This is a genomic window from Rhizobium sp. BK512, from assembly GCF_014194915.1.
Classification (GTDB): Bacteria; Pseudomonadota; Alphaproteobacteria; order Rhizobiales; family Rhizobiaceae; genus Rhizobium.
In genome coordinates, this window is record NZ_JACIAS010000002.1 from 963,608 (window position 1) to 988,681 (window position 25,074).

35 protein-coding genes are annotated in these 25,074 nt (G+C 59.6%); 14 read left to right on the forward strand and 21 right to left on the reverse strand.

All coding sequences use genetic code 11. From position 1 onward, the window contains the following. Positions 1-230: 230 nt before the first annotated feature. A complete protein-coding gene (locus tag FHX06_RS10725; protein ID WP_018115487.1) occupies positions 231-653 on the forward strand; it encodes a lipocalin-like domain-containing protein in 423 nt (140 codons plus the stop codon). A gap of 101 nt (positions 654-754) precedes the next feature. Here the strand turns inward: FHX06_RS10725 and FHX06_RS10730 are convergent, their stop codons facing one another. Further along, positions 755-1,642 carry a LysR family transcriptional regulator gene (locus FHX06_RS10730; protein ID WP_112545201.1) on the reverse strand — a complete coding sequence of 296 codons (888 nt, stop codon included), beginning with the start codon at positions 1,640-1,642 and terminating at the stop codon, positions 755-757. 124 nt (positions 1,643-1,766) lie between these two features. On the opposite strand from FHX06_RS10730, the gene FHX06_RS10735 reads away from it, so the two are divergent. From FHX06_RS10735 to FHX06_RS10765, 7 genes are all read left to right on the forward strand, one after another. Continuing rightward, complete coding sequence (locus FHX06_RS10735; RefSeq protein ID WP_113203021.1) at positions 1,767-2,606, forward strand: oxidoreductase; 840 nt, start codon at positions 1,767-1,769, stop codon at positions 2,604-2,606. Positions 2,607-2,760: 154 nt separating this feature from the next. Continuing rightward, positions 2,761-3,765: a ketopantoate reductase family protein gene (locus FHX06_RS10740; protein WP_183879150.1), complete on the forward strand. Its 1,005-nt coding sequence runs from the start codon at positions 2,761-2,763 to the stop codon at positions 3,763-3,765. 114 nt (positions 3,766-3,879) lie between these two features. Beyond that, the gene (locus FHX06_RS10745) at positions 3,880-4,026 is read left to right on the forward strand and encodes a hypothetical protein (protein WP_018115491.1); all 147 of its coding nucleotides are present in this window, start codon (positions 3,880-3,882) and stop codon (positions 4,024-4,026) included. 9 nt (positions 4,027-4,035) lie between these two features. Continuing rightward, positions 4,036-4,956, forward strand: a complete 921-nt coding sequence (gene dapA / locus FHX06_RS10750) for a 4-hydroxy-tetrahydrodipicolinate synthase (RefSeq protein ID WP_183879152.1) — start codon at positions 4,036-4,038, stop codon at positions 4,954-4,956. Positions 4,957-5,078: 122 nt separating this feature from the next. After that, positions 5,079-5,264: a hypothetical protein gene (locus FHX06_RS10755; RefSeq protein ID WP_183879154.1), complete on the forward strand. Its 186-nt coding sequence runs from the start codon at positions 5,079-5,081 to the stop codon at positions 5,262-5,264. A gap of 23 nt (positions 5,265-5,287) precedes the next feature. After that, positions 5,288-5,551, forward strand: coding sequence for a hypothetical protein (locus FHX06_RS10760; RefSeq protein ID WP_018115494.1), 264 nt, complete (start codon positions 5,288-5,290; stop codon positions 5,549-5,551). Between the two features lie 124 nt (positions 5,552-5,675). After that, positions 5,676-5,978, forward strand: a complete 303-nt coding sequence (locus FHX06_RS10765) for a DUF1883 domain-containing protein (protein ID WP_018115495.1) — start codon at positions 5,676-5,678, stop codon at positions 5,976-5,978. Positions 5,979-6,012: 34 nt separating this feature from the next. Here FHX06_RS10765 and FHX06_RS10770 read toward each other — a convergent pair whose 3' ends face one another. Then, positions 6,013-7,329 carry a replication-associated recombination protein A gene (locus FHX06_RS10770; protein WP_183879156.1) on the reverse strand — a complete coding sequence of 439 codons (1,317 nt, stop codon included), beginning with the start codon at positions 7,327-7,329 and terminating at the stop codon, positions 6,013-6,015. Beyond that, positions 7,326-8,726, reverse strand: a complete 1,401-nt coding sequence (locus tag FHX06_RS10775; protein ID WP_183879159.1) for a DegQ family serine endoprotease — start codon at positions 8,724-8,726, stop codon at positions 7,326-7,328. Before FHX06_RS10775 ends, FHX06_RS10770 begins: the two co-directional genes overlap by 4 nt. A 279-nt stretch (positions 8,727-9,005) precedes the next feature. Here FHX06_RS10775 and FHX06_RS10780 point away from each other — a divergent pair, with 279 nt between their 5' ends. After that, on the forward strand, positions 9,006-9,356 hold the full coding sequence (locus FHX06_RS10780) for a lysozyme inhibitor LprI family protein (protein ID WP_113013526.1): 351 nt from the start codon (positions 9,006-9,008) through the stop codon (positions 9,354-9,356). A 6-nt stretch (positions 9,357-9,362) separates the two neighbouring features. On the opposite strand, the gene FHX06_RS10785 is transcribed toward FHX06_RS10780, so the two are convergent. Further along, the gene (locus FHX06_RS10785) at positions 9,363-9,821 is read right to left on the reverse strand and encodes a MarR family winged helix-turn-helix transcriptional regulator (RefSeq protein WP_183879161.1); all 459 of its coding nucleotides are present in this window, start codon (positions 9,819-9,821) and stop codon (positions 9,363-9,365) included. Between the two features lie 75 nt (positions 9,822-9,896). On the opposite strand from FHX06_RS10785, the gene FHX06_RS10790 reads away from it, so the two are divergent. After that, entirely contained in the window at positions 9,897-10,301 is a 405-nt protein-coding gene (locus FHX06_RS10790; RefSeq protein ID WP_183879163.1) for a GFA family protein, read from the forward strand. 58 nt (positions 10,302-10,359) lie between these two features. Here the strand turns inward: FHX06_RS10790 and ilvD are convergent, their stop codons facing one another. Continuing rightward, a complete protein-coding gene (ilvD, locus tag FHX06_RS10795) occupies positions 10,360-12,198 on the reverse strand; it encodes a dihydroxy-acid dehydratase (RefSeq protein WP_018115501.1) in 1,839 nt (612 codons plus the stop codon). A gap of 318 nt (positions 12,199-12,516) precedes the next feature. Between ilvD and msrP the strand changes: the two genes are divergently transcribed. Together msrP and msrQ are read left to right on the forward strand one after the other, a co-directional pair. Beyond that, on the forward strand, positions 12,517-13,464 hold the full coding sequence (msrP, locus tag FHX06_RS10800; RefSeq protein ID WP_018115502.1) for a protein-methionine-sulfoxide reductase catalytic subunit MsrP: 948 nt from the start codon (positions 12,517-12,519) through the stop codon (positions 13,462-13,464). Then, a complete protein-coding gene (gene msrQ / locus FHX06_RS10805) occupies positions 13,464-14,123 on the forward strand; it encodes a protein-methionine-sulfoxide reductase heme-binding subunit MsrQ (RefSeq protein WP_183879166.1) in 660 nt (219 codons plus the stop codon). Before msrP ends, msrQ begins: the two co-directional genes overlap by 1 nt. Here the strand turns inward: msrQ and FHX06_RS10810 are convergent. Then, positions 14,120-14,548 (reverse strand): DUF2809 domain-containing protein, encoded by a 429-nt coding sequence (locus FHX06_RS10810; RefSeq protein WP_183879168.1) that lies wholly within the window; start codon positions 14,546-14,548, stop codon positions 14,120-14,122. The genes msrQ and FHX06_RS10810 overlap by 4 nt on opposite strands. A 149-nt stretch (positions 14,549-14,697) precedes the next feature. Here FHX06_RS10810 and FHX06_RS10815 point away from each other — a divergent pair, with 149 nt between their 5' ends. Together FHX06_RS10815 and FHX06_RS10820 are read left to right on the forward strand one after the other, a co-directional pair. Continuing rightward, positions 14,698-15,567 carry a DUF817 domain-containing protein gene (locus FHX06_RS10815; RefSeq protein ID WP_112968642.1) on the forward strand — a complete coding sequence of 290 codons (870 nt, stop codon included), beginning with the start codon at positions 14,698-14,700 and terminating at the stop codon, positions 15,565-15,567. Positions 15,568-15,595: 28 nt separating this feature from the next. Further along, the gene (locus tag FHX06_RS10820; RefSeq protein ID WP_183879170.1) at positions 15,596-15,979 is read left to right on the forward strand and encodes a VOC family protein; all 384 of its coding nucleotides are present in this window, start codon (positions 15,596-15,598) and stop codon (positions 15,977-15,979) included. Positions 15,980-16,056: 77 nt separating this feature from the next. On the opposite strand, the gene rplQ is transcribed toward FHX06_RS10820, so the two are convergent. From rplQ to rplX, 15 genes are all read right to left on the reverse strand, one after another. Beyond that, a complete protein-coding gene (gene rplQ, locus FHX06_RS10825; protein ID WP_007812897.1) occupies positions 16,057-16,479 on the reverse strand; it encodes a 50S ribosomal protein L17 in 423 nt (140 codons plus the stop codon). Positions 16,480-16,658: 179 nt separating this feature from the next. Then, on the reverse strand, positions 16,659-17,669 hold the full coding sequence (locus FHX06_RS10830) for a DNA-directed RNA polymerase subunit alpha (protein ID WP_018115507.1): 1,011 nt from the start codon (positions 17,667-17,669) through the stop codon (positions 16,659-16,661). Positions 17,670-17,766: 97 nt separating this feature from the next. Then, positions 17,767-18,156 (reverse strand): 30S ribosomal protein S11, encoded by a 390-nt coding sequence (rpsK, locus tag FHX06_RS10835; protein WP_003547577.1) that lies wholly within the window; start codon positions 18,154-18,156, stop codon positions 17,767-17,769. 133 nt (positions 18,157-18,289) lie between these two features. Continuing rightward, entirely contained in the window at positions 18,290-18,658 is a 369-nt protein-coding gene (gene rpsM / locus FHX06_RS10840; protein WP_018115508.1) for a 30S ribosomal protein S13, read from the reverse strand. Positions 18,659-18,877: 219 nt separating this feature from the next. Beyond that, entirely contained in the window at positions 18,878-19,528 is a 651-nt protein-coding gene (locus tag FHX06_RS10845) for an adenylate kinase (RefSeq protein ID WP_183879173.1), read from the reverse strand. After that, positions 19,525-20,865, reverse strand: coding sequence for a preprotein translocase subunit SecY (secY, locus tag FHX06_RS10850; RefSeq protein WP_018115510.1), 1,341 nt, complete (start codon positions 20,863-20,865; stop codon positions 19,525-19,527). Before secY ends, FHX06_RS10845 begins: the two co-directional genes overlap by 4 nt. Positions 20,866-21,100: 235 nt before the next feature. Then, positions 21,101-21,574: a 50S ribosomal protein L15 gene (gene rplO, locus FHX06_RS10855; RefSeq protein ID WP_018115511.1), complete on the reverse strand. Its 474-nt coding sequence runs from the start codon at positions 21,572-21,574 to the stop codon at positions 21,101-21,103. 16 nt (positions 21,575-21,590) lie between these two features. Further along, positions 21,591-21,800: a 50S ribosomal protein L30 gene (gene rpmD / locus FHX06_RS10860; protein WP_007812887.1), complete on the reverse strand. Its 210-nt coding sequence runs from the start codon at positions 21,798-21,800 to the stop codon at positions 21,591-21,593. 13 nt (positions 21,801-21,813) lie between these two features. After that, on the reverse strand, positions 21,814-22,383 hold the full coding sequence (gene rpsE, locus FHX06_RS10865; protein ID WP_007812885.1) for a 30S ribosomal protein S5: 570 nt from the start codon (positions 22,381-22,383) through the stop codon (positions 21,814-21,816). A gap of 130 nt (positions 22,384-22,513) precedes the next feature. Continuing rightward, positions 22,514-22,876 (reverse strand): 50S ribosomal protein L18, encoded by a 363-nt coding sequence (rplR, locus tag FHX06_RS10870; protein WP_018115512.1) that lies wholly within the window; start codon positions 22,874-22,876, stop codon positions 22,514-22,516. A 12-nt stretch (positions 22,877-22,888) separates the two neighbouring features. After that, the gene (rplF, locus tag FHX06_RS10875; RefSeq protein ID WP_018115513.1) at positions 22,889-23,422 is read right to left on the reverse strand and encodes a 50S ribosomal protein L6; all 534 of its coding nucleotides are present in this window, start codon (positions 23,420-23,422) and stop codon (positions 22,889-22,891) included. Positions 23,423-23,463: 41 nt separating this feature from the next. Next, entirely contained in the window at positions 23,464-23,862 is a 399-nt protein-coding gene (gene rpsH / locus FHX06_RS10880) for a 30S ribosomal protein S8 (protein ID WP_004674934.1), read from the reverse strand. 12 nt (positions 23,863-23,874) lie between these two features. Next, positions 23,875-24,180, reverse strand: a complete 306-nt coding sequence (gene rpsN, locus FHX06_RS10885) for a 30S ribosomal protein S14 (RefSeq protein ID WP_018115514.1) — start codon at positions 24,178-24,180, stop codon at positions 23,875-23,877. Positions 24,181-24,212: 32 nt separating this feature from the next. Next, positions 24,213-24,770 carry a 50S ribosomal protein L5 gene (rplE, locus tag FHX06_RS10890; protein WP_018115515.1) on the reverse strand — a complete coding sequence of 186 codons (558 nt, stop codon included), beginning with the start codon at positions 24,768-24,770 and terminating at the stop codon, positions 24,213-24,215. Next, positions 24,763-25,071, reverse strand: coding sequence for a 50S ribosomal protein L24 (gene rplX, locus FHX06_RS10895; RefSeq protein ID WP_018115516.1), 309 nt, complete (start codon positions 25,069-25,071; stop codon positions 24,763-24,765). Before rplX ends, rplE begins: the two co-directional genes overlap by 8 nt. Between the last annotated feature and the right edge of the window lie 3 nt (positions 25,072-25,074).

Consider the following 25,074-nt stretch of genomic DNA (forward strand, 5'->3'; position numbering starts at 1 on the left):
CTTTCCACCAATTGCCAGCGGAAAAAACCGGCTTTCTCATTCGCCCCTCCGGCGCTGCTCTTCCTTCGTGCGGCGCATCTTCACCACTTCGCCACCGAGAGTCAAAAGGGAGTTTTGACTGATCACCGGAAGCTTTTCCTGCTCTGATTGGAACATTGTGACCAGGAAAGGCTCCTGATTTATAGCCTGCATTTCTAGTTGTGCTAGACTACTTTAAGGAGGGGATAATCATGGATAAAGCCGCCCTTATCGGAACGTGGCGCATGATCTCGTGGACACGAACCGTCGTTGCGACGGGGAAGGTGAGCGACGCCATGGGTGCCGATCCCATCGGATATATCGCCTATCACGCAGACGGCCGGATGATGGCCTTCGTTACCAACCGGCGCAGGCCGAAACCCAACGGCAAAGCGCCCAACGACAGTGAAAAGGCCGCACTCTTCGATACGATGCTGGCCTATACCGCCGAATATTCCCTGGAGGGTGACAAGGTGATCCATCACGTGGAGGCCGCCTGGAATCCGACATGGGAGCGGCCCCTTATCCGCCCGGTGCATATGGAGGGCGACATACTCGTCATCAGCGATGCACCCGGCACCGATCCTGTCACGGGAGAGGATGTTGTCTACCGATTGGAATTCTCCAAACTCTGACCACCAAGCATGTCGCGACAGTTTCGCTTCCGACGCTTTGGATCCTCGTATCCACGCATGTGGTTGGCACAAAACCACGGCACACTTTTACGCGATTTGCCTTAGTCGCCGCGGATCGCGTCTATCACCGTCCGGAAGCCCGCCGAAATATGCCGCCGGCTGGGATAGTAGAGATAAAGCGGCTCCTCCGGCTGGCACCATTCGTCGAGTACCTGGATAAGTTGGCCGCTTGCAATCAGCGGCGCCACCCGGCCCTCCCAGACATAGGCGAGCGCCACGCCGCTCAAGGCTGCCGCCGTCATCAATTCGTGGTCGTCGAGCGAGAGCGGACCGGTCGGGTGGAAAGTGATGGCCTGGCCGTCCCTTTCAAAGTCCCAGGGGTAACGCGCGCCCGAGGGGAACATGTTCTGGATGCAGATATGGCGCTTCAGATCATGCGGCGTCTCAGGCTTCTGCCGTGTTTCGAAATAGGCGGGAGAGCCGACGACGACGAGGCGCATGCGCGGCTTGATGCGTACGGCGATCATGCCTTCCGTAACGCGCTCGCCGAAGCGAATGCCGGCATCGAAGCCTTCCTCGACAATATCCACCAGCCGGTCAGTCGCCGCGATCTCGAGCTGTAGATTGGGATTCTTCATCAGGAGCGGCCCGATGACCTGGCCGACGACGAAGGGAGCAATGGAATTCCCGACATTGATACGAACGCGACCGAAAGGGGTATCGCGGAAACGGTTCAGCGCATCGAGTGCGGAATTGATCTCGCCGAAGGCCGGATCGAGATGGGAGCGAAGCAGTTCGCCGGCCTCCGTCAGCGAGACGCTGCGGGTCGTGCGGTTCAGCAACCGGATGCCGATGCGGTCCTCCAGGTTGAGGACAGCGTGGCTGATCGCGGAGGCGGTGACACCCCTCTCCTCTCCCGCCTTGCGGAAACTCTTGTGCCTGGCGACAGCGGCAAAGGCAGCCATTTCGGAAAGTTCGGTCGCCCTCATTAATGAATACCACTCATCATAGTCTCTCAAATAACAAATCTTATACATGAGCCGGATTTGCGTCAAATTCCTCTCCGTCAGCAGCGCACTGCTGAAACAAACAGTCTCAGGAAAGGGAATTGTCATGAAAGTCTGGTTTATCACGGGTGCATCGCGTGGCTTTGGCGCGCTGATGACCAAGGACGCTCTTGCTGCCGGCGACGCTGTCGTTGCCACCGCCCGCAACCCGAAGACCATCACCGAACAGTTCGGCGATCATCCGAACCTGCTTGCCGTCGCTCTCGACGTCACCAATGAAGGCCAGGCCAAAGAGGCCGCCGCTGCTGCCGTTGCCCGCTTCGGACGCATCGACATCCTCGCCAACAATGCCGGTTACGGCCTGCTCGGCGCCGTCGAGGAAGCAACAGCAGAGGAGATCGAGAGGATCTATGCCACCAACGTCTTCGGCCTCCTGAAGGTTACCCGCGCCGTGTTGCCCTATATGCGCCGCCAGCGCTCGGGCCATATCCTGAACTTCTCCTCGATTGGCGGCTATTACGGCTTTCCTGGCTGGGGCGTGTATGGCTCGACGAAATTCGCCGTCGAAGGCCTGTCGGAATCGCTGGCGACCGAGGTCGAACCGTTCGGCATCAAGGTCACGATCATCGAGCCCGGCTTCTTCCGCACGGACTTCCTGCATGACAATTCGCTGGCGATCAGCCCGGCTTCCATCCCCGATTATGTCGGTACGCCAGCTGGCAACATGCGCGACTTTGCAGCGAACGCCAACCACGCTCAGCCGGGCGACCCGGCCAAGCTAACCGCCGGCATTATCGAAATGGTGAACGCCGCCAACCCGCCGCTGCGCATGCCTTTCGGCAGCGATACGGTCGCCAAGATCGAAGAGGAACATGCCAACGTGGAGAAGGAACTGGCTCAATGGCGTCAGCTCGCGGTCTCCACAGACTTCGAACAGACGGCCTAAGACGGTCTGGCCTTTCACGACAACAACAAGCGTGCCTGTCGGCGCGCTTGTTTTCATTTCCGCGTGAAGAGCGTTCGAAAGGTCAAGATTTTCATTCGTCCTGCCACTTCGATGGCCTATGTCTACGCGTCATCACCAACAGGAAGAGACAGGAATGGCGAGCACATCGATCTGTATTTACGGAGCAGGCGCTCTTGGAGGCGCGATCGCCGTCAAGCTTGCAAGCCGGCTCGGCGACAATGGGACCGTCTCCGTCGTTGCCCGTGGCGCGCACCTGGAAGCGATCCGGAAGAACGGTCTTTCCCTGCATGAAGCGGATTCGGACAAACCGCTCAACGTGCGGATCACAGCAACCGACGATCCGACCACGCTTCCACCGCAGGATCTCATCATCACCGGCCTCAAGGGCCACCAGCTCGGACCGGCGGCCGAGGGCATGGCCACGCTGCTGAAGGGCAATACACGCGTTGTCATGGTCCTGAACGGGATTCCCTGGTGGTATTTTCATCGCGATACGCAAAGCGGCCATGCCGAGCTGCAGTTCGACGAACTGGATCCCGGCGGGAAACTCTGGCGCCTGATCGGTCCGGAACGAGTGATCGGCTGCGTGGCTATGCAAGGGGCGGAAGTCGTCAATCCAGGCGAGATCCGCCTGTCCAATAAAGGCCGTTTCGTGCTCGGCGAACCCTCCGGCGAAATGTCGGCCGATCTCGAATCCGTTGCCGGCCTCCTTGCCGGGGCCGACCTCAATGTCTCGACCACACAGCGCATTCGCGACGAGATCTGGAACAAGCTGACGGGCAATGCGGCGTTCAACCCGATCAGCGCACTGACGCGAGCCTTGATGACCGACATCATGGCCGATCCCGCGCTGTTCGAGATGGTCGGCAAGATCATGAACGAAGTGCGCGCGGTCGGCAGCGCGCTTGGCGCAAAATTCAGTATCAGCATCGAGGAAAGGCTGCAGCAATCGCGTCACATCGGTCCCGTGCGCACCTCGATGCTGCAGGATCTGCTCGCCGGCAAGGCGCTGGAAATCGTGCCGCTCGTCGGCATGGTCGTGGCACTCGGGCGTACCGCCAACGTGCCGACCCCCGTCTCGGAGGTCGTATTGGCGCTGGTGACGCAGCTCGACAAGGAAAACCAGCGCGGCGGCTGACGTCGCATCTTTATGTGATTCCTATATCTTCGATTTCCACTCCGAATGGATTTCCTATCGGAGGCGGCAGTAGCCTTTGCCACAACAGCAAAGGTTACCGCCATGCGAGATGTCATGTCCCCTCAATATCTGCCGCTTCGCCCGCACCGCATCACACGCGGCAATCGGCAAATGCGCGAGAAGCGCACGGCCCAGGCGCTGATGATCTTCGGCATCGTGCTCGCCTGCGTGGAACTCTACGTCATCCTCGGCTCGCTCTGAGGCCTTATCATGAACAGTACCGGAAGACTGCGCCCGGGCGGCGCAATCACCGCGCTCGTTACGCCGTTCCACAACGGCGAGGTCGACGGGGCGGCACTGGAAGCTCTCGTTGAATGGCAGGTGCTGAGCGGCGTCGATGGACTCGCTCTTTGCACGGCGGCGGGTGAAGGGCTCAGCCTCTCACCGCAGGAACGCCGCATGGTGCTCGACATCTGCGTCCGGGCCGCGGCGGACCGTATTCCGGTGATCGCCGCGGCCGGTACCAATTGCACCGAAGGCACGATCGCCCTGATACGCGATGCGGAAGAATGCGGCGCGCGCGCCGTGCTTGTCACCGTGCCCTATTATTCCAAGCCGGGGCAAAAGGGCATTCTCCATCATTTCCAGCAAATCGCCGCGGCAAGCAATCTGCCAATTCTGGTCGAGAATGCACCATCGCGCACGGCGAGTGATCTGACGGTGGAAACGCTGGGGCGATTGGCCGAGCTCGACGCGATTGTCGCCATCGTCGATGCGACCGGGGATATAGCCCGCTTCGCCAACCTGCCACCGGCACTGCGACATCGGTTCCGCTTCCTGTCCGGTCATGACGGCACGGCGCTTTCATTTCATCTTGCTGGTGGTGACGGCATCGTATCGGCGGCTGCCAATATCCTCCCGCGCCTCGTCACCTCGCTGCAGCAGGCGGCGTATGGGAGCTATATCTCCGCTGCACTTGCGCTCAGCGACAGGCTGCATCCTCTTCTGACGGCGCTTGGGCCGGAGAGTGATCCTGCCCTGCTGAAATACGCGCTGCAGGTGCTGCGCGGCATGGAGGCCGATCTTCGCCTGCCACTCGTACCGGCCGACGCGGATAGCCGCTTTGCGATCGTATCGGCGCTTTCTCCCTTTGTCGGTGGCGGCACCCAGCGCATCGCGCTATCCCTATGAGATTTTAATGTTTTTGCTTGCGGGGCCAAATGGAAACCCTATCCGCCGGCATCTATCTTGATGATCGTGACACCGCCGCAGCCATCCTACGGCGGTTGAGTTAGACTTCGAAAGGACAAACGATGTCACGCCTGACTGATACGCCTGCCAAGACTGACCCGCTGCAACGTAGCGAAAGCGCCTGTGCAGGTTCGGCTGATCCCTCTCATCCGCTGTTTGCCGGCCTGGTCGCCGTTGCACCGCGGCTCGGCGCCGTCATGGCTTTCGCCGGGCTCGTGCAGATGAGCTGCCACCTGATTTCCCAGTAAGCGCCGGACAGAGGATCACGACCATGGCAAATGCACAGCAACGCCGGCAGATTCCGGCTCCCGTCACAATCCGCCCCGCCCGCTTCACCGTCGGTCGCGACAAGGGTGGCCGCTGGATCGTCCAGGATCGCGAGGGACTGGTAGGCGGTCTCTTCATCAATGAAGCTGCAGCCCTCCATTTCGCGGCGGAAGAATGCAACCACAATCCGGATGAGATCTGCCGTGCGGCAACGGGCATCGTGCTCGATTTTGCACCTGTTGCGCGCAGCACCGGCAACATCCACTGAATACTGTGCCGTTCCTGCCATTTTGAAACAGCAGGAACGGCAACAGGCCGAGGATTTCCAACTTTTCCTTAACCGCCAGCCTGATAGAGTCCCGCTTGCAGAGACTACATATGCCGCGAGACCGATGCCGAAACCGAACTTCCGCTTCACCCATTACGATATCAAGGAACAGCGCGCCGGAACGATCGTCGAGGTGTCACTGAGCGCCGTGAACAATGTGCGGCTGATGACGGCTCCGAATTTTCAGCGGTTCACCGAAGTGCTCGATTTCAAATATATCGGCGGCGTCGCGCGCAAGTCACCGGTCAGGCTCGCGATCCCCGAAAGCGGCCACTGGCATATCGTTGTCGACATGGAAGGCCATCATGGGCTGGCGGATTCTTCCGTCAAGCTGATCGCTGCTCCAGCTGCACAGAAGCGCGCCTGATTTTAGCGCAGCCCAATTTTAGCGCAGCCCGATTTCAGCGCGGATTGCGCTCCTTGCGAAGTTTTGCCCACCAATCCAGCCGTTTGCGAATCTCGCGTTCGAAACCGCGTTCCGGCGGATCGTAAAAAGTCTGGCGACCCATCTTTTCGGGAAAATAATCCTGACCTGAAAAGGCATCCGGCTCATCGTGATCGTAGCGGTAGCCTTCGCCATATCCCTCGCCCTTCATCAGCTTCGTTGGCGCGTTGAGGATATGCTTCGGCGGCAGCAGCGAGCCGTTCTGCTTGGCGGCGATCGTCGCTGCCTTGAAGGCGGTATAGACGGCATTGGATTTCGGGGCGGTCGCAAGATAAACGCAGGCTTGCGCGAACGCCAGCTCGCCTTCCGGCGAACCGAGATAGTCATAGGCATCCTTGGCGGCGTTGCAAATGACCAGGGCCTGCGGATCGGCAAGCCCGATATCCTCCACCGCCATGCGCACCAGCCGCCGTCCGAGATAGAGCGGATCCTCGCCGGCATCGAACATGCGGGCGAGATAATAGAGCGCGGCGTCTGGGTCGGAGCCGCGGACCGACTTGTGAAGCGCCGAGATCAGATTGTAGTGACCGTCCTGCGCCTTGTCATAGACCGGGGCTCGGCGCTGGACGATGCGCGTCAGCCCCTCGGTATCGAAAGTCTCGCCCTCGCGGGCGGCGCGCCAGACTTCCTCAGCCAGCGTCAGTACCGCGCGGCCGTCGCCATCGGCCATGCGGATCAGGCTGGCGCGCGCATCCTCGGTCAGCGGCAACGGCCTGCTTTCGACCGTCTCGGCGCGTTTCAGCAGTTCCTCGAGGCTGTCTTCCTCATGCGACTTGAAGGTCAGCACGCGGGCGCGCGACAGAAGAGCGGCGTTGAGCTCGAAGGACGGGTTTTCCGTCGTGGCGCCAACGAGAATGACCGTGCCATCCTCCATGACCGGCAGGAAACTATCCTGCTGGGCGCGGTTGAAGCGATGGATCTCGTCGACGAAAAGCAGCGTCTGGCGGCCGTCCATGCGGCGCATACGGGCGGCTTCAAAAACCTTCTTCAGGTCGGCGACACCGGAGAAAATTGCCGAGATCTGTTCGAAGGCCAGGCCCGCCTCGCCCGACAGCAGCCTCGCGACTGTCGTCTTGCCCGTACCGGGCGGCCCCCAGAAGATCATGGAGCCGAGAGAGCCGCTCTCGATCATGCGGCGCAGAACGCCATCCTCACCGGTCAGATGTTCCTGACCGGTGACTTCGCCAAGCGTCTTCGGCCGCAGACGATCGGCAAGCGGCCGCCGGCTGGCGACCTCTTCCGGAACACGCGGCGCGAAGAGGTCATCACTCATCGGAAGAACTGCCTGATGCGCTGACCATCGCGTTCGATCTCGACCCGCCAGAGGCTGGGATCGGAATCGGCGATCTCCTGCAGGTCACGGCTGGTTTTGACTTCGGCCCCGTTGATGGACACGACGATATCCTTCGGCTCGAAGCCGAGCCGGGAAGCGGGAGAACCGGCCTCGACGTCGGAGATGACCACGCCCGCAGAATCGAGCGGCATCCTCAGTTCATCGGCCACGCGCGGCGAAAGGTTTTCCACGACTGCGCCGGTAAAGGGCGTATGTCCGCCGATCGTGCGCTGATCGCGGGGCTGGGTTTCCGGCGCACGGGCAAGGGCAAGCACTATCTGCTGCTCACGCCCGTTTTCCATGACCGTCAGGTTGACCGACTTGCCGAGGCCAGCTGTCGTCAATCGATAGAGAAGCGCATCCGGATGTTCGACGGAGACGCCATCGACCGCGGTGATGACCTCGCCCGCCTTGAGGCCGGACTTGGCTGCCGGGCTATCCGCAGTGACCTTGGCGATCAGCGCGCCGCGTGCCTTGTCGAGGCCGAGGGCGTCTGCGACCTCAGACGTCACCGGATCGAAGGTAGCGCCGATATAGGGCCGCTCGAAGGACTTGACGCCTGAATCGGCAGAGGTGAGAAAAACCTTGACCAGATTGGCGGGGATAGCAAAGCCGATACCGTTCGATCCGCCGCCGCGAGAAAAGATCGCGGTGTTGATGCCGATCAGTTCGCCCTTCATGTTCATCAGCGCGCCGCCGGAATTGCCGGGATTGATCGACGCATCTGTCTGGATGAAGAAGCCGAACTCGTTCTTGACCACCTGGTTGCGGGCAAGTGCCGAAACGATACCGCTGGTGACGGTCTGGCCGACGCCGAAAGGATTGCCGATCGCCAGCACGAGATCGCCGACTTCCACTGCATCGGAATTGCCGATCGGCAGTGTCGGGAAATCCGCCTTGCTATCGATCTTCAAGACCGCGAGATCGAGGCGGTCGTCACGCAGGACGACCTTGCAGGGGAATTCGCGACCGTCCGACAGCGCCACCTTGATGTCGTCGGCGCCCTCGACGACATGATTGTTCGTCACGACGGTCCCGTTCGCCTCGACGATGACGCCGGAGCCGAGCGAAGACTGCTTTTCGGAGCGGTTCGGCATCTGCTGGCCGAAGAACTGCTCGAAAAAGGGATCGCCGGCAAAGGGCGACTGCCGCTGAATAGTCTTTTCAGCATAGACATTCACGACAGCGCCCGAGGTCTGCTTGACCAGCGGCGCGAAAGAAAGCTGCATCTGCATCTGGCTTTCCGGCACTGTCTTGGTCTGCGCCTGGGCGTAGGCGGGCAGCAGGAGCGTTAGTGCCAGAAGCGAAACGGAGGCGTGCTTGGACAGGCCTTGCATGGGAATCCTTTTGAAATGCTCTTACGAAAAATGTTGTAGCGCCCGACGCTAGAAAGGAAAGGGGGCGGAAGCATGGAAGGTAGAGGCATCGCAGATTTGGGAATTTGAATCAGCAAAATCAAGCAGGTTACTGATATCTAAGCTCAAATGCAGGACGCAGTCACCGATCAGGGACATCAGCTTGGAAGCAGGCCTATGGGTTCGATCCTTGCCGTAAGACGGAGTTGCATCATCTTTGCAGTGAGGCCGAAACAGAGTGCCCTTACAATTGGAGTGACTATGAAGACCATCATCCTATCCGCTGCCATCTGCGCCACCCTCCTCGCCCTTGCACCGGAAGGCGCACGGGCGGCAAGCTTCAACTGCGATGCGAAGGAGTTGCAGCCGGATGAGAAGGTGATCTGTGAGGACCGGTCGCTCAACGATGCCGATGTGAAGATGGTGACGACTTTCGAGCTGCTGTCGGGTCTGCTGGCCATGGGTGCGCGCGGTACGCTGCAGGATGAGCAGACCGCATGGCTCAAGAAGCGGCAGGCCTGTGGCGCGGATGCAGCCTGCATCGGCGCGGCCTATCAGGATCGGTTGAAGCAGCTCGGCGAGACCTACAAGAACATCAATCGCCCGCTCTGAGGATGTTCAGCCCTGATCTCTTCCGCCCTGGAACTCGGCGATCATTTCGTTGATGAGGCCGGCTGCCTGGTGAAGGCGGTCCTCGCCGTAGTTGGACCCATGTTCGTTCGCCCAGACCGTCTGTCGCGCTGCGATATCAGCAAGAGCGCTCTTGCCCGCCTCCGTCAGTTCCATGAGTTTGGCGCGCTGGTGCATGGGATTGACGCGGTAGGCAATCAGCCCCTCGCCTTCCAGAAGATCGGCGATACGCTGTACACCCTGACGTGCGAGGCCAAGCGCACGCGCAGCATCTGCAACCGACATGGGCGCATGGTCGGCCGCGGCAAGCACCTGCCAGCGCGCGCTGGTCTGCCCCGCGGGCCTGGCAAGCGCATCGCCTTCCGTCTGCAGGTGGGCCGAGAGCCGGATCACGGCGATGGAAAGAGCGGCAAAGGCATCGCCTTCAGGCGTTCGTTTCTTGATCATATTGACAACATATTGTCATTCATTGATAATGACAATATGTTGTCATATCACATGGCTATGCGCAAGGAGGAGCACATGAAGAAGACCTATCACGGAAGCTGCCATTGCGGCCGGATTCGCTACGAGGCCGATATCGACATTCAGGCGGGGACGGGAAAGTGCAATTGCTCGATCTGCTGGAAGCTCCGCTACTGGGGCACGAACATCAAGCCGGAGGATTTCCGCCTCTTGTGCGAGGAGGCAGGCATCAGCGACTATCAGTTCGGAACCTTCTCCGGGCATCATCGCTTCTGCGCCAATTGCGGGGTGCCTGCATATGGCGACGGTTACATCGAGGCAATGGGCGGCGCCTATGTCTCGATCAATCTCGCCTGCCTTGACGATCTCGATGCCGCCGAGCTTGTGGAGGCGCCGGTGCAATATTTCGACGGCAGGAACAACAGCTGGTGGACCGTACCGGCCGAAACGAGACATCTCTGAAAAAGAAAGAGCAGCGGACTCTTAATCAGCTGCTCCAACTAATCTGCGAAAAGCCGGATTATCGCGCGTTCAGATCGCGTACCGCGCCGCGATCGGCGCTCGTTGCGAAGGCCGCATAGGCCTTGAGCGCGGTCGAGACGTTGCGCTTGCGCGGCTCGGCCGGATGCCAGCCCTTCTGATCTTGCTCGGCGCGGCGGGCGGCCAGTTCCGCATCGTCGACGCGCAGGCTGATCGTACGGTTCGGGATATCGATATCGATCATGTCGCCTTCGCGTACCAGGCCGATCGTGCCGCCGTTTGCCGCTTCCGGCGAAGCATGGCCGATCGAAAGACCTGAGGTGCCGCCGGAGAACCGGCCGTCGGTGATCAGCGCACACGCCTTGCCGAGGCCCTTCGACTTCAGATAGCTCGTCGGATAGAGCATTTCCTGCATGCCGGGGCCGCCCTTGGGGCCCTCGTAGCGGATCACGACGACATCGCCGGCCTTGACCTCATTGGCGAGGATCGCCTTGACGGAAGCATCCTGGCTTTCGAAAACGCGGGCCGGGCCAGAGAATTTCAGGATCGATTCATCGACACCTGCGGTCTTCACGATGCAGCCGTCAACCGCCAGATTGCCCTTGAGGACAGCAAGGCCGCCATCTTTGGAGAAGGGATGTTCCACGGAACGAATGACGCCGCCCACGCGGTCGGTATCGAGCTCGTCCCAGCGGGCTTCCTGGCTGAAGGCAACCTGTGTCGGTATGCCGCCGGGAGCGGCACGGTAGAAGTTGCGGACGGTATCGCTGTTGGTGCGGGTAATATCCCAACGATCGATCGCATCGCCGAGCGTCTCGGCATGAACCGTCGGGCAGTCGCGGTTGAGGAGGCCACCCTTCTCGAGCTCACCGAGGATCGACATGATGCCGCCGGCGCGGTGAACATCTTCCATGTGAACGTCGGACTTGGCGGGCGCGACCTTGGAAAGGCAGGGAACACGGCGCGACAACGCGTCGATGTCGGCCATGGTGAAATCCACCTCGCCTTCATGCGCGGCTGCGAGGATGTGCAGAACCGTATTGGTGGAGCCGCCCATGGCGATATCGAGCGCCATGGCATTCTCGAAAGCCTGCTTGGAGGCAATCACGCGCGGCAGGGCCTTCTCGTCTTCCTGTTCGTAATAACGACGAGCGAGATCGACGATCAGGTGGCCGGCTTCGACGAAGAGGCGCTTGCGGTCGGCGTGCGTTGCAAGCGTCGAGCCGTTGCCGGGCAGCGACAGGCCGAGCGCTTCCGTCAGGCAGTTCATGGAGTTTGCGGTAAACATGCCGGAGCATGAACCGCAGGTCGGACAGGCCGAACGCTCGATGACCTTGACGTCTTCATCGGAAATCTTGTCATCGGCAGCAGCGACCATGGCGTCAACGAGGTCGAGCGCATGGGTCTTGCCATGCAGGACGACCTTGCCGGCTTCCATAGGGCCGCCGGAGACGAAGACCGTGGGTATGTTGAGGCGCAGCGAAGCCATCAGCATGCCGGGTGTGATCTTGTCGCAGTTGGAGATGCAGACCATGGCGTCGGCACAGTGCGCATTGACCATGTATTCGACGCTATCGGCGATCAGCTCGCGCGAGGGCAGCGAATAGAGCATCCCATCATGGCCCATGGCGATGCCGTCATCGACGGCAATTGTGTTAAACTCCTTGGCCACACCGCCCGCCGCTTCGATTTCGCGGGCGACCAGCTGGCCGAGATCCTTGAGGTGCACGTGGCCGGGCACGAACTGCGTGAAGGAGTTGACCACAGCGATAATCGGCTTGCCGAAATCAGAATCCTTCATGCCCGTGGCGCGCCAAAGGCCGCGCGCGCCCGCCATGTTGCGGCCGTGGGTGGTGGTTCTGGAACGATAAGCTGGCATCGGTGTCTTCCTCAATATCCAGGAATTGTCTGGCGATGCCGGGCGGCAAGGGATTTGCGAAGGCCGGGCAGTCGCTGCTTTTTGGAATTGTCCTAATCCAATCGGCCCAAGCTGTCACTACCGCGAATGCCCAAAGCGGTACGGGCCGCACCATCAGGCACATACGGATACCAAGGCACTTTTGTTACCGTCTATTCCATCACGGACGAACACAAAAAATTGGCTTTTCGTCCCTAAGATTCAAGGCATACACACTGATCCAAAGCGCGCTATCTGCGTCTAAAGATTCACGGGTCGCCCCGCCCAGGAGGAATTCGAATGCCAGCCTATCGTCCGCCCAAAATCCGCTCCTCGGAGATCACACCGCGCGAGGCCTACCTGAAGCGCCGGGAATTTCTCGGCGCTGCGACGTTTGGCGCGATGGCGCTCTACGGCGCCGGCAAGGCGAGTGCGGCGGCGCTTACGACCGTCAAGAGCAAGTACACGGTCGACGACAAGCTGACGCCGATCAAAGACGTGACCACCTACAACAACTTCTACGAATTCGGCCTCGACAAGGGCGATCCTGCGGCACTCTCCGGCAAATTCAAGCCGCTGCCCTGGACGATCAAGGTCGACGGCATGGTCAACAAGCCCGGCACCTTCGATATCGAAGCGCTGATGAAGGAGTTCCCGATCGAGGAGCGCGTCTATCGCATGCGCTGCGTGGAGGCCTGGTCGATGGTCATTCCGTGGGACGGCTTTCCGCTCGCCTCGCTTCTCGACAAGGTAGAGCCGCAGGGCAGCGCCAAATATGTTGCCTTCGAGACGGTCGTGCGCCCGGAGGAGATGCCCGGCCAGGCCGGCCTCTTCCAGTCGCTGAACTGGCCCTATGTCGAGGGCCTGCGCATGGATGAGGCGCGCCACCCGCTGACGCTGCTCGCCGTCGGGCTCTATGGCGAAACGCTGCCGAACCAGAATGGCGCGCCGGTGCGCCTGGTGGTGCCGTGGAAATACGGCTTCAAGGGCATCAAATCGATCGTGCGTATCACGCTGACCGACCAGCAGCCGAAGAACACCTGGCAGGTCACCAATCCGCAGGAGTACGGTTTCTATGCCAACGTCAATCCTGCTGTCGACCATCCGCGCTGGAGCCAGGCGACCGAGCGGCGCATCGGCGAAAGCGGCTTTTTCGGCGCCAGCCGCCACCCCACCCTGCCCTTCAACGGCTATGCCGACGAAGTTGCCAGCCTCTACGACGGCATGGATCTGAGGGTGAATTTCTGATGGCGGCGTTTTCGCTCGCCATTCCGAAGCGCTGGCAGCCTGCCTCCGTCTGGCTGCTCTATGTCGTCGGGCTCGTGCCCGCCGCCTGGTATTTTTACCTCGGCGCGACGGATCAGCTCGGCGCCGATCCGGTGAAGACATTCGAGCTCTTTCTCGGCATCTGGACGATTCGTTTCCTGATCCTGACGCTTGCCGTCACCCCTGCCCGCGACCTCTTCGGCTGGAATTACCTGCGCTATCGCCGCGCGCTCGGTCTTCTGACCTTCTACTACGCGCTGATGCATTTCACCGTCTACATGGTACTCGATCAGGCGCTGGATATCGCTGCCGTCATCGACGACGTCGTGAAGCGTCCCTTCATCATGTTCGGCATGGGTGCATTGGCGATGCTCGTCCCGCTTGCCATCACATCCAACAATTTCTCGATCCGCAGGCTTGGCAAGAACTGGATCTGGCTCCATCGCCTCGTCTACATCATCGGTGCCTCAGCCGCGCTGCACTTTGCGCTATCGACGAAGATCCTCGACCTCGAGCAGTATATTTATATCGGACTGATCATCGCTCTCATTCTCTACCGTTCCTACAAGCCGATCGGGCGGAGCCGCAAGAAGGGACAAGTGCGGCCACGCGGGCGTACGGCAGCATCGACAGCGTCTTAGAGGTCTGCGTCGACCTGCAAAGACGATGATGGCTTGCGCGCGGGGTCAAGCCCGTAAGCGACTGCGATCCCGATAGTGTATGCGACGATATTCCAGAGCGAGAATACCCGCCCCAACAGCAAGGCACCCGCGGTCGTCAGTCGAAAGGCATCCAGCCAGGGCGCATGATATAGACGGAACAGCTCGACGCAGATGGCGGCAACAAGCGCCGTCGCGGCAATTGCCGCCGGTCGAATTCCCCTATGGGGACCCGCAATCAAAACGGCCAGCAGGAAATAGACCATCGCCCCCCAGAGCAGTGATCCACCATATTTGACGAAGAAGAAGGGCAAATCGACGGAATAGCCGAAGCGCCTGAGCATCAGGCCCGAAATGATGATCAGAAATAGGGCTGCGAGGCGCTGCAACTGCCTGCCTTGAATCATTCCGCTCAATTGCAATCGACCACCATGATCTCAACTGATTTGAACGCCTAATTGCGAAGCAGCAAATTATCAAGCTGGTGCTGTCCTGGCTTAACCGAGCCTGATAGCTTCCTACTGCTTCGAAACGAGTCCGGATCAGTCGCAAGAACATGCCTAGAGTTGCCGCACTTCAAGGATTGCTTCCTCTACTGGACAAGCATCTGATCGACCAACCGGCCGATCTTGCGCGCAGCGGCATTGAACGTTTCGTTCTTGAATTCTTCTATTTCGGCGTCAAGGAAGCCCGGGCCTGCCTCTTCGCGGGTCTGTTTTTTCTGTCGGTTTTTCTGGTGCCGCGTGCAGGCATCATCGGCATCCCGCGCTACGATCTGCTGCTGATCATCGCTCTTGCCATCCAGACATGGATGGTCTGGGCAAAACTCGAAACCATCGACGAATTGAAGGCGATCTCGGTCTTCCATCTGGTCGGTTTTGCGCTGGAGGTCTTCAAGACTTCAGGCAACGCGCCATCATGGAGCTATCCCGATTTCGCCTACACCAAGCTGTTTGGCGTGCCGCTCTTTTCCGGCTTCATGTATGCGGCTGTCGGCAGCTATGTCATTCAGGCCTGGCGCCTTTTTGATCTGCGCGTGAGACATCACCCACCTTACTGGATGGCCGGGCTGATGGCTCTGGCGATCTATGCCAACTTCTTCACACATCACTATATCGGGGACTATCGCTGGTACATTGCCGCCTGCACGCTCGGCCTCTATGCGCGAACGACCGTGGTCTTCAGACCCTATGATCGGGACCGCAAAATGCCCCTGCTTCTCGCCTTCGGCCTGATCGGCTTCTTCATCTGGCTTGCAGAGAACATCAGCACCTTCTTCGGCGTGTGGCGCTATCCGAACCAGATCGGCGCGTGGTCGACCGTGCACATCGGCAAATGGAGTTCGTGGTGCCTGCTGGTAATCATGACGTTCACGATCGTCGCCAATCTGAAGCACATCAAACACAAGATCCACGTGCCCGATTGAACCTCTCAGCCCATGAGGAGGATGAGACTTGATTGACCATATCACCGTCGCCGTCAGCGATCTCACGAAGAGCAGGGTCTTTTATGAGAAAGCCTTCGCGCCTTTGGGGTATACGCTGTCTTTTGGGAAAGAGGAGGTATTCTGGGCTTTCGACATCGGCAATGGCTGCCTGTTCGAGATCCAGCAAACCGATAGCACTGCGCCTCTGACACGCATCCACGTGGCCTTCCGCGCCAATAACAGAGCGGAAGTCGATGCTTTCTATCAAAGCGCGCTGGCAGCCGGCGCGCAGGATATTGGTGCACCTGGCCCGCGCCCGGACTATACGCCTCACTATTACGCCTGCTTCATTCTCGATCCCGATGGCTACAATATCGAAGCCATGATCAATCAGCCGCCTGAGAAAGCTTGAGCGGGGGAGCGATCTCAATCGCACAACGAAAAAAGCCGGGCAGAGCCCGGCTTTCCTGTTTCCGTAACCGGAAAATCTTATGCAGCGACAGACTGCTCTTCAGCAGCGACGCGAGCCTTGTCGGCTGCGCCCTTTGCGTAAGTGTCGCGGTCAACGAATTCGATGACGGCGAGAGCGGCGTTGTCGCCCTGGCGGAAGCCGGCCTTCATGATACGCAGGTAGCCGCCGTTGCGGGTAGCGTAACGCGAAGCGATCGTGTCGAACAGCTTGTTGACGACAACAGCGTCCTTGATCTGCGAGATCGCCTGACGACGAGCGTGCAGGTCGCCGCGCTTGCCGAGGGTGACGAGCTTCTCGACGATCGGACGGATTTCCTTGGCCTTCGGCAGGGTCGTAACGATCTGCTCGTGGGTGATGAGCGAAGCCGCCATGTTGGCGAACATCGCCTTGCGGTGGCTTGCAGTTCTATTCAGCTTGCGGCCGGCTTTACCATGGCGCATTGCTATTCTCCTTTAATGCAGTGCCCTTACTTCGTTACCGGGCCTGCCGTTTCCTGGCACATGCAGGCGATATGCCTGCTGTTTGACTGGAAAAGGCAGCCGTTAAGAACCTGCCTTTTTGTTATGTTCTGCGATCGGCGTGCGGGCGGAAAACCGCTTCACACTTTTCCTCACGCCGCTCAGTACTGGTCTTCGTAGCGCTTGGCGAGATCTTCGATGTTCTCGGGCGGCCATGCCGGCACTTCCATGCCGAGGTGCAGGCCCATGGAAGCGAGAACTTCCTTGATTTCGTTCAGCGACTTGCGACCAAAGTTCGGGGTGCGGAGCATTTCTGCTTCGGTCTTCTGAATGAGGTCGCCGATGTAGACGATGTTGTCGTTCTTCAGGCAGTTTGCCGAACGAACGGACAGTTCGAGCTCGTCCACCTTCTTGAGGAGCGCCGGGTTGAAGGCCAGTTCGGTGACTGCTTCTTCTTCGGCTTCCTTCTGCGGTTCGTCGAAGTTGACGAAGACGCCAAGCTGGTCCTGGAGGATGCGAGCCGCGAAAGCGACGGCATCTTCGCCGGAGACAGAGCCATCGGTTTCGATGGTCATGGTCAGCTTGTCGTAGTCGAGAACCTGTCCTTCGCGGGTATTTTCAACCTTGTAGGACACCTTCTTGACCGGCGAATAGAGGCTGTCGACCGGGATGAGACCGATCGGAGCATCTTCCGCACGATTGCGCTCGGCCGGCACATAGCCCTTGCCGTTGTTGACGGTGAACTCCATGCGGATTTCGGCACCCTCGTCGAGCGTGCAGATGACATGCTCGGGGTTGAGGATTTCGATATCGCCGACCGTCTGAATGTCGCCAGCCGTTACAACACCTGGACCCTGCTTGCGCACGACCATGCGCTTGGCATCGTCGCCATCCATCTTGATGGCGATTTCCTTGATGTTGAGCACGATGTCCGTAACGTCTTCACGGACGCCCGGGATCGACGAGAATTCATGCAGCACGCCGTCGATCTGCACGGCCGTAACAGCGGCACCGCGCAGAGAGGAGAGCAGAACGCGGCGCAGCGCGTTGCCGAGGGTGAGGCCGAAACCGCGCTCGAGCGGCTCTGCAACGAGAGTCGCCTTGGTGCGCGAGCTCGAAGAGAACTCCACCTTGTTCGGCTTGATCAATTCCTGCCAGTTTTTCTGAATCATGTTTTAGCCTTCCGTTCGTTGCCACCATCCAATCGTGGCAACCGAGCTTGAAAACCACCGGGAGCGCAGAGGCGCTCACCGGTGACGATAGCGATGATCAGACGCGGCGCTTCTTGCGCGGACGGCAGCCATTGTGCGGGATCGGGGTCACGTCGCGGATGGACGTGATCATGAAACCGGCAGCCTGGAGCGCGCGCAGAGCCGATTCACGGCCGGAACCCGGGCCGCAGACTTCGACTTCAAGCGACTTCATGCCATGTTCCTGAGCCTTCTTGGCGCAGTCTTCGGCAGCGATCTGGGCAGCGAACGGGGTCGACTTGCGCGAGCCCTTGAAGCCCTTGGCGCCAGCAGACGACCAGGCGATCGCATTGCCCTGCGCGTCGGTGATGGTGATCATCGTGTTGTTGAAGGTCGAGTTGACGTGAGCGACACCCGACGAGATGTTCTTACGTTCGCGACGGCGAACGCGGACGGCTTCCTTAGCCATGGTATTCCTTTCTTGGATCTCTTCACCGCCGTAATCCCAGCGGCTACACCGGAACAGCGCCTATATGGCCCCGCTCCAAACTCAAAAGAGGCCGGCGCAGACCGCCAGCCTCCCCATCCCGGTTTCCCGGAAATTACTTCTTCTTACCAGCGATCGCCTTTGCCGGGCCCTTGCGGGTACGGGCATTGGTGTGCGTGCGCTGACCGCGGACCGGAAGGCCGCGACGATGACGCAGGCCGCGGTAGCAGCCAAGGTCCATCAGACGCTTGATGTTCATCGAGGTTTCGCGACGAAGATCGCCTTCGACCTGGTAGTCGCGGTCGATGGTTTCGCGAATCTGAAGAACTTCAGCGTCCGTGAGCTGATGAACGCGGCGATCAGCCGGAATACCGACCTTTTCGATGATCTCCTGCGCGAATTTCTGTCCGATCCCGTGAATGTAGGTCAGCGCGATGACGACGCGCTTTGCAGTCGGGATGTTGACGCCAGCGATACGTGCCACGCCTATTCTCCTTGCATTCCAGTTGCCATCCGGCAATAGGGCTTCGTTATGCAGCCAAAGGCCGCTCGTTCAAATTCGGGTTCGTAACATCGCAAAACGACCGAACCCGGATTTCCTTCGGGAAATCCGCGCCGATCGCAGGGAATGTCGCGAGTTGGCGCGGTTTAGCGGAATCAGTGCAAAAAAGCAACCGTTCCCGCCAAGTTTATTTTCAAAGCTTTAAAGCTTGGAAAGAATGCCTTCGATCTCGGCGGTAACCTGATCGATTTCGGCCATGCCATCCACGGACTTCAGTTTGCCCTTGGCGTAGTAATAGCCGATCAGCGGCGAGGTTTCCTTGTAGTAGACCTCGAGACGCTTGGTCATTGTCTCGGCATTGTCGTCAGGACGACGCTTGAAGTGGGTCGAGCCGCACTTGTCGCAGACGCCTTCCTCGACCGGGACCTTGTCGGAGTCGTGATAGACAGTACCGCACTGGGCACAGGAATAACGGCCTGCCACCCGGCGGACCAGCTCCTTGTCGTCGACACGGAATTCGATAACGACAGAGAGATCGAGACCCTTGGCCTTCAGCATCGCCTCTGTGGCATCTGCCTGCACAAGCGTGCGCGGGAAGCCGTCGAGGATGAAGCCGTTAGCGCAATCGGGCTGATCGATTCGCTCGGATACGATGGCGTTGACAATCTCGTCCGAGACCAAGTTTCCGGCGTCCATGACAGCCTTGGCGCGCTTGCCGACTTCAGTACCTGCTTGAACGGCGGCGCGCAGCATGTCACCCGTGGAAAGCTGTGGAATGCCATGCTTTTCCACGATCCGCTGGGCCTGGGTCCCCTTACCCGCGCCCGGCGGCCCCAAAAGTATAAGTCTCATCGCCCCCTCTTTCCTCCACGCAACTTCGATTTCTTGATCAGGCCTTCGTACTGCTGCGCGATCAGATGGCCCTGGATCTGCGCCACCGTATCAAGAGTTACGCTAACCACGATCAAAAGCGAAGTCCCACCAAGGGATAATGGAATGCCGGTTTGCGACACCAGAATCTCAGGAAGGATGCAGACGAAGACGAGATAGATTGCGCCGATCACCGTGATACGGGTCAGCACGTAGTCGATATATTCGGCCGTACGATCACCCGGGCGAATGCCGGGGATAAAGCCGCCATGCTTCTTCAGGTTATCGGCCGTGTCCTTCGGATTGAAGACGATGGCCGTGTAGAAGAAGGCGAAGAAGGCAATGAGGCCGGCATAGAGAACCATGTAGAGCGGCTGACCGTGGCCAAGTGCTGCAACGATCGAGGTGGCCCAGGCCGGCATTGCCGTCGAGCTCGCAAAGCCTGCAAGGGTCGCCGGCAGAAGAAGCAGCGAGGATGCAAAGATTGCCGGGATGACGCCCGAGGTGTTGAGCTTCAGCGGCAGATGCGAAGTGTCGCCCTGGAACATGCGGTTGCCGACCTGACGCTTCGGATACTGGATCAGCAGGCGGCGCTGCGCACGTTCGACGAAGACGATGACGGCAATGACCGCGATCGCGACGACGATGACGAGCAGAATGAGGCTTGTCGACAGCGCGCCGGTACGGCCGAGTTCCAGCGTGCCGGCAAGGGCGGTCGGAAGACCGGCTGCGATGCCCGCGAAGATGATCAGCGAAATGCCGTTGCCGATGCCGCGCGAGGTGATCTGCTCACCGAGCCACATCAGGAACATGGTGCCGCCAAGCAACGTCAGAACGGTCGAAATCTTGAAGAACCAGCCCGGATCGACAACGAGGCCATTGCCGCTCTCGAGACCAACGGCGATGCCGTAGGCCTGGAGCGCACCAAGGATGACCGTGCCGTAGCGGGTATACTGGTTGATGATCTTGCGGCCCTGCTCGCCTTCCTTCTTCAGGTTTTCGAGCGCCGGCACGACCGAGGTCATGAGCTGCACGATGATCGAAGCGGAAATGTAGGGCATGATGCCGAGGGCGAAGATCGCCATGCGCTGCACAGCGCCGCCCGAGAACATGTTGAAGAGGCCGAGAATACCGCCTGCCTGGCCCTGGAAAGCCTGGGCATATGCCTGTGGATTGAGGCCTGGAAGCGGAATATGGGTGCCCAGCCGGTACACAAGGAGAGCTGCCAGTGTGAACCACAGGCGCTTCTTAAGATCCTCAGCTTTGGCGAAGGTCGAAAAATTGAGGTTTGAAGCCAGTTGTTCCGCTGCAGAAGCCATGCGTTTCTCCGCGCTACCAATTCCGGGCGCTCTCGAGTCGGCCGGCACCGGAATCAGTATGAATTTCTTTTAAAAACCGGGCTTCGGACGGATTGCTGGCGCAACCCTATGCCTCACCCTCGTTTCCAGTCTTACCGTCTCGACGCGGACGCGTCCAAGCAGGTTTTTGTGAGGCTCACATATGGGAGCAAAATCGCCCGGTGTGAAGCACCCCGGGCGATATATCATCAGTTTATTATTCTGCCGCTGCGGCAGAAAGAAGCGTTACCTTGCCGCCAGCCTTTTCGATCTTCTCGACGGCAGGCTTGGAAGCGCCTGCAACTTCGAGCGTGATCTTGGCCTTGAGCTCGCCGTCGGCGAGAACGCGAACGCCGTCCTTGGCACGGCGGATGACGCCGGCAGCCTTCAGAGCAGCTGCATCAACGGTTGCCTTCGCGTCGAGCTTGCCGGCATCGACGGCAGCCTGGATGCGTCCCAGCGATACGACGACGTAGTCGGCTGCGAAGATGTTGTTGAAGCCGCGCTTCGGCAGGCGACGGTAGATGGGCATCTGACCGCCTTCGAAGCCGTTGATGGCAACGCCCGAACGGGACTTCTGACCCTTTACACCACGACCACCGGTCTTGCCGGAGCCCGAGCCGATACCGCGGCCGAGGCGCTTGCGGCTGTGGGTAGAGCCTTCGTTGTCTTTAATTTCATTGAGTTTCATGAGCGTTACTCCGGGCTCACTTCTCGTCGACGACGCGAACGAGATGCTGGACTGCACGGATCATGCCACGAACGGCCGGAGTATCTTCCAGCGTGCGGCGACGGTGCATCTTGTTCAGTCCGAGACCGATCAGCGTGCGCTGCTGGACGTCCGGACGGCGAATCGGGCTGCCGATCTGTTCGATCGTGACAGTCTTCGCTTCAGCCTTTTTGGTAGCCTTGGCCATTGGTCAGCTCCTCTTATTCTTCAGAGGCGTTGCCAGAAGCGGCACGGCGAGCCTGAAGCGTAGCATACTTGATGCCGCGCTGTGCTGCGATGTCCTTCGGGTGAACCTGGTGCTTCAGAGCGTCGAAGGTGGCGCGAACCATGTTGTAGGGGTTCGACGAACCGGTCGACTTGGCGACGACGTCGTGGACGCCGAGCGTTTCGAAAACGGCGCGCATCGGACCACCGGCGATGATACCGGTACCGACTTTAGCCGAGCGCAGCAGAACCTTGCCGGCGCCATGACGACCATGAACGTCGTGATGCAGCGTACGGCCATCACGCAGCGGTACGAAAATCAGTTCGCGCTTGGCGGCTTCGGTAGCCTTGCGGATGGCTTCCGGCACTTCGCGCGCCTTGCCATGGCCGAAGCCTACGCGGCCCTTCTGGTCGCCAACGACGACGAGTGCTGCGAAACCGAAACGACGGCCGCCCTTGACGACCTTGGCGACGCGGTTGATCGCGACAAGCTTGTCGACGAATTCGCTATCGCGCTCTTCGCGGCTCTGGCGGTCTTCCCGCTGCGGCCTTCTTTCCTGTGCCATTGTCCTCTTCCTTTTTCTTTTCCGGGTGCAATCGGCAAACAAAACGAGGACCGCATCGGCTTCCGCGAGGGAACGATTTGCGGTCCGGTGAAATCCGGCCGAAGACTATGAACGCTTCGGCCGGAAACTATTAGAAGGTCAGACCGCCTTCGCGGGCTGCATCCGCCAGGGCCTTGATGCGGCCGTGATAGATGAAGGCGCCACGGTCGAATACGACCTCGGTCACGCCTGCCTTCGAAGCGCGGTCTGCAACGAGCTTGCCAACGAGGGCAGCTGCTGCGGTGTCGGCACCGGTCTTCAGAGAACCGCGCAGATCCTTATCGAGCGTCGATGCAGCGGCAAGGGTCTTGCCAGCAACATCGTCGATAACCTGAGCGTAAATGTTCTTCGACGAGCGATGAACCGACAGGCGCGGACGGCCGTTGGCCACCGACTTGAGATGACGGCGCACGCGGTTGGCACGACGTGCAAGTGCTTCTTTCCTGCTAGCCATTTCGCGTGATCCTTACTTCTTCTTGCCTTCTTTGCGGACAATCCGCTCTTCGGCATACTTGACGCCCTTGCCCTTGTAGGGCTCCGGACCGCGGTATTCGCGGATCTCGGCGGCGACCTGACCGACCTGCTGCTTGTTGATGCCGGTGACGACGATTTCCGTCGGCTTCGGCACAGCGATCGTGATGCCCTGCGGCGGTTCATAGACCACGTCGTGGCTGAAACCGAGAGCCAGCTGCAGGTTCTTGCCCTGCAGCGAAGCGCGGTAACCAACGCCGTTGATTTCAAGCTTGCGCTCGAAGCCGTCCTTGACGCCCTTGAAGATGTTTTCGATCATCGTGCGGGACATGCCCCACTTCGAACGAGCTTCCTTCGTCTGGCTGATCGGCGCTACGACGACCGCATTGTTTTCGAGCTTTACGCTGATTTCGTCGTTTGCGACGAAAAACAGCTCGCCCTTCGGGCCCTTAGCGGTAACCTTCTGGCCATCGACCGTAGCCGTGATCCCAGCAGGCACCTGAACGGGCTTCTTACCGATACGAGACATGTTTCAATCCTGTCTGTTCGCTATGGAGACCCTGCGCAGTCTTAGAAGACCGAGCAGAGAACCTCGCCACCAACGTTCTGTTCGCGAGCCTGGTGATCGGCCATCACGCCCTTCGGGGTCGAAAGGATGGTGATGCCGAGGCCGTTCGCGACCTGCGGAATGGACTTGACCGAGACATAAACCCGGCGGCCCGGCTTGGACACACGGCCGATCTCACGGATCACCGATGCGCCTTCATAGTACTTGAGTTCGATGTTCAGTTCGGACTTGCCGTTGCCGAAATCGACGACGGAATAGCCACGGATGTAGCCTTCGGACTGGAGAACATCGAGAACACGTGCACGGAGCTTGGAAGCAGGCGTCGAAACCGACGACTTGCGACGCGAAGCACCGTTGCGGATACGGGTGAGCATATCGCCCAACGGATCAGTCATTGTCATCTAACCTGCTCCTTACCAGCTCGACTTGACGATGCCCGGCACCTTGCCGAGATTGCCCAGTTCGCGCAGCGCGATACGCGACATACGCAGTTTACGGTAGTAAGCGCGCGGACGACCGGACACTTCGCAACGGTTGCGAATGCGGGTCTTCGATCCGTCACGCGGCAGGGATGCCAGCTTGATCGAGGCCTTGAACCGCTCTTCGATAGGAAGAGCCTGGTTCATGATGATCGCCTTCAGGGCAGCGCGCTTGGCGGCCTGGTTTGCGACCGTATTACGGCGGCGCTTGTTCTTTTCAACTGCGCTTGTCTTCGCCATGTCAGGTTCCTTTTCTACGCTCGTCGTTACGGTTACTGACGGAACGGGAAGCTGAACTCCGTGAGGAGCGTGCGAGCTTCGTCGTCGGTCGTGGCCGTCGTGCAAACGATGATGTCCATGCCCCACATCTGATCAACCTTGTCGTAGTTGATTTCTGGGAACACAATGTGCTCCTTGATGCCCATGGCGAAGTTGCCACGGCCGTCAAAGCTCTTCGGGTTCAGGCCGCGGAAGTCGCGAACGCGCGGAAGCGCGATGTTGACCAGGCGATCCAGGAACTCGTACATGCGGGCGCCGCGCAGGGTGACCTTTGCGCCGATCGGCATGTTTTCGCGGACCTTGAAGCCAGCGATAGAGTTGCGTGCACGGGTGATGACCGGCTTCTGACCAGCAATGGCGGCCAGATCGGCGGCAGCAACGGTCGGCTTCTTCGAGTCAGCCGTGGCTTCGCCCACACCCATGTTGATAACGATCTTGTCGAGCTTCGGGATCATCATCTCGTTGGCGTAGGAGTACTTCTCCTGAAGCGCCTTGCGGATCCGCTCGACATATTCCTTCTTGAGCCGCGGCTCGTACTTTGCCTCAGCCATCGATCACTTCTCCCGAACGCTTGGCCACGCGGACCTTCTTGCCGTCAACAACCTTGAAGCCGACACGGGTCGGCTTGCCGTCCTTGTCGATGATCGAGACGTTGGACAGGTGGACCGAAGCTTCCTTGGAAATAATCCCGGCTTCCTGGGTCTGTGTCTGGCGCTGGTGGCGCTTTACGAGGTTTACGCCGCGAATGACGGCGCGATCTTCCTTCGGCAGGACCTGGAGGACTTCGCCGGTACGGCCCTTGTCCTTGCCTGCGAGCATGACGACCTTGTCGCCCTTACGAATCTTCTGCATCGT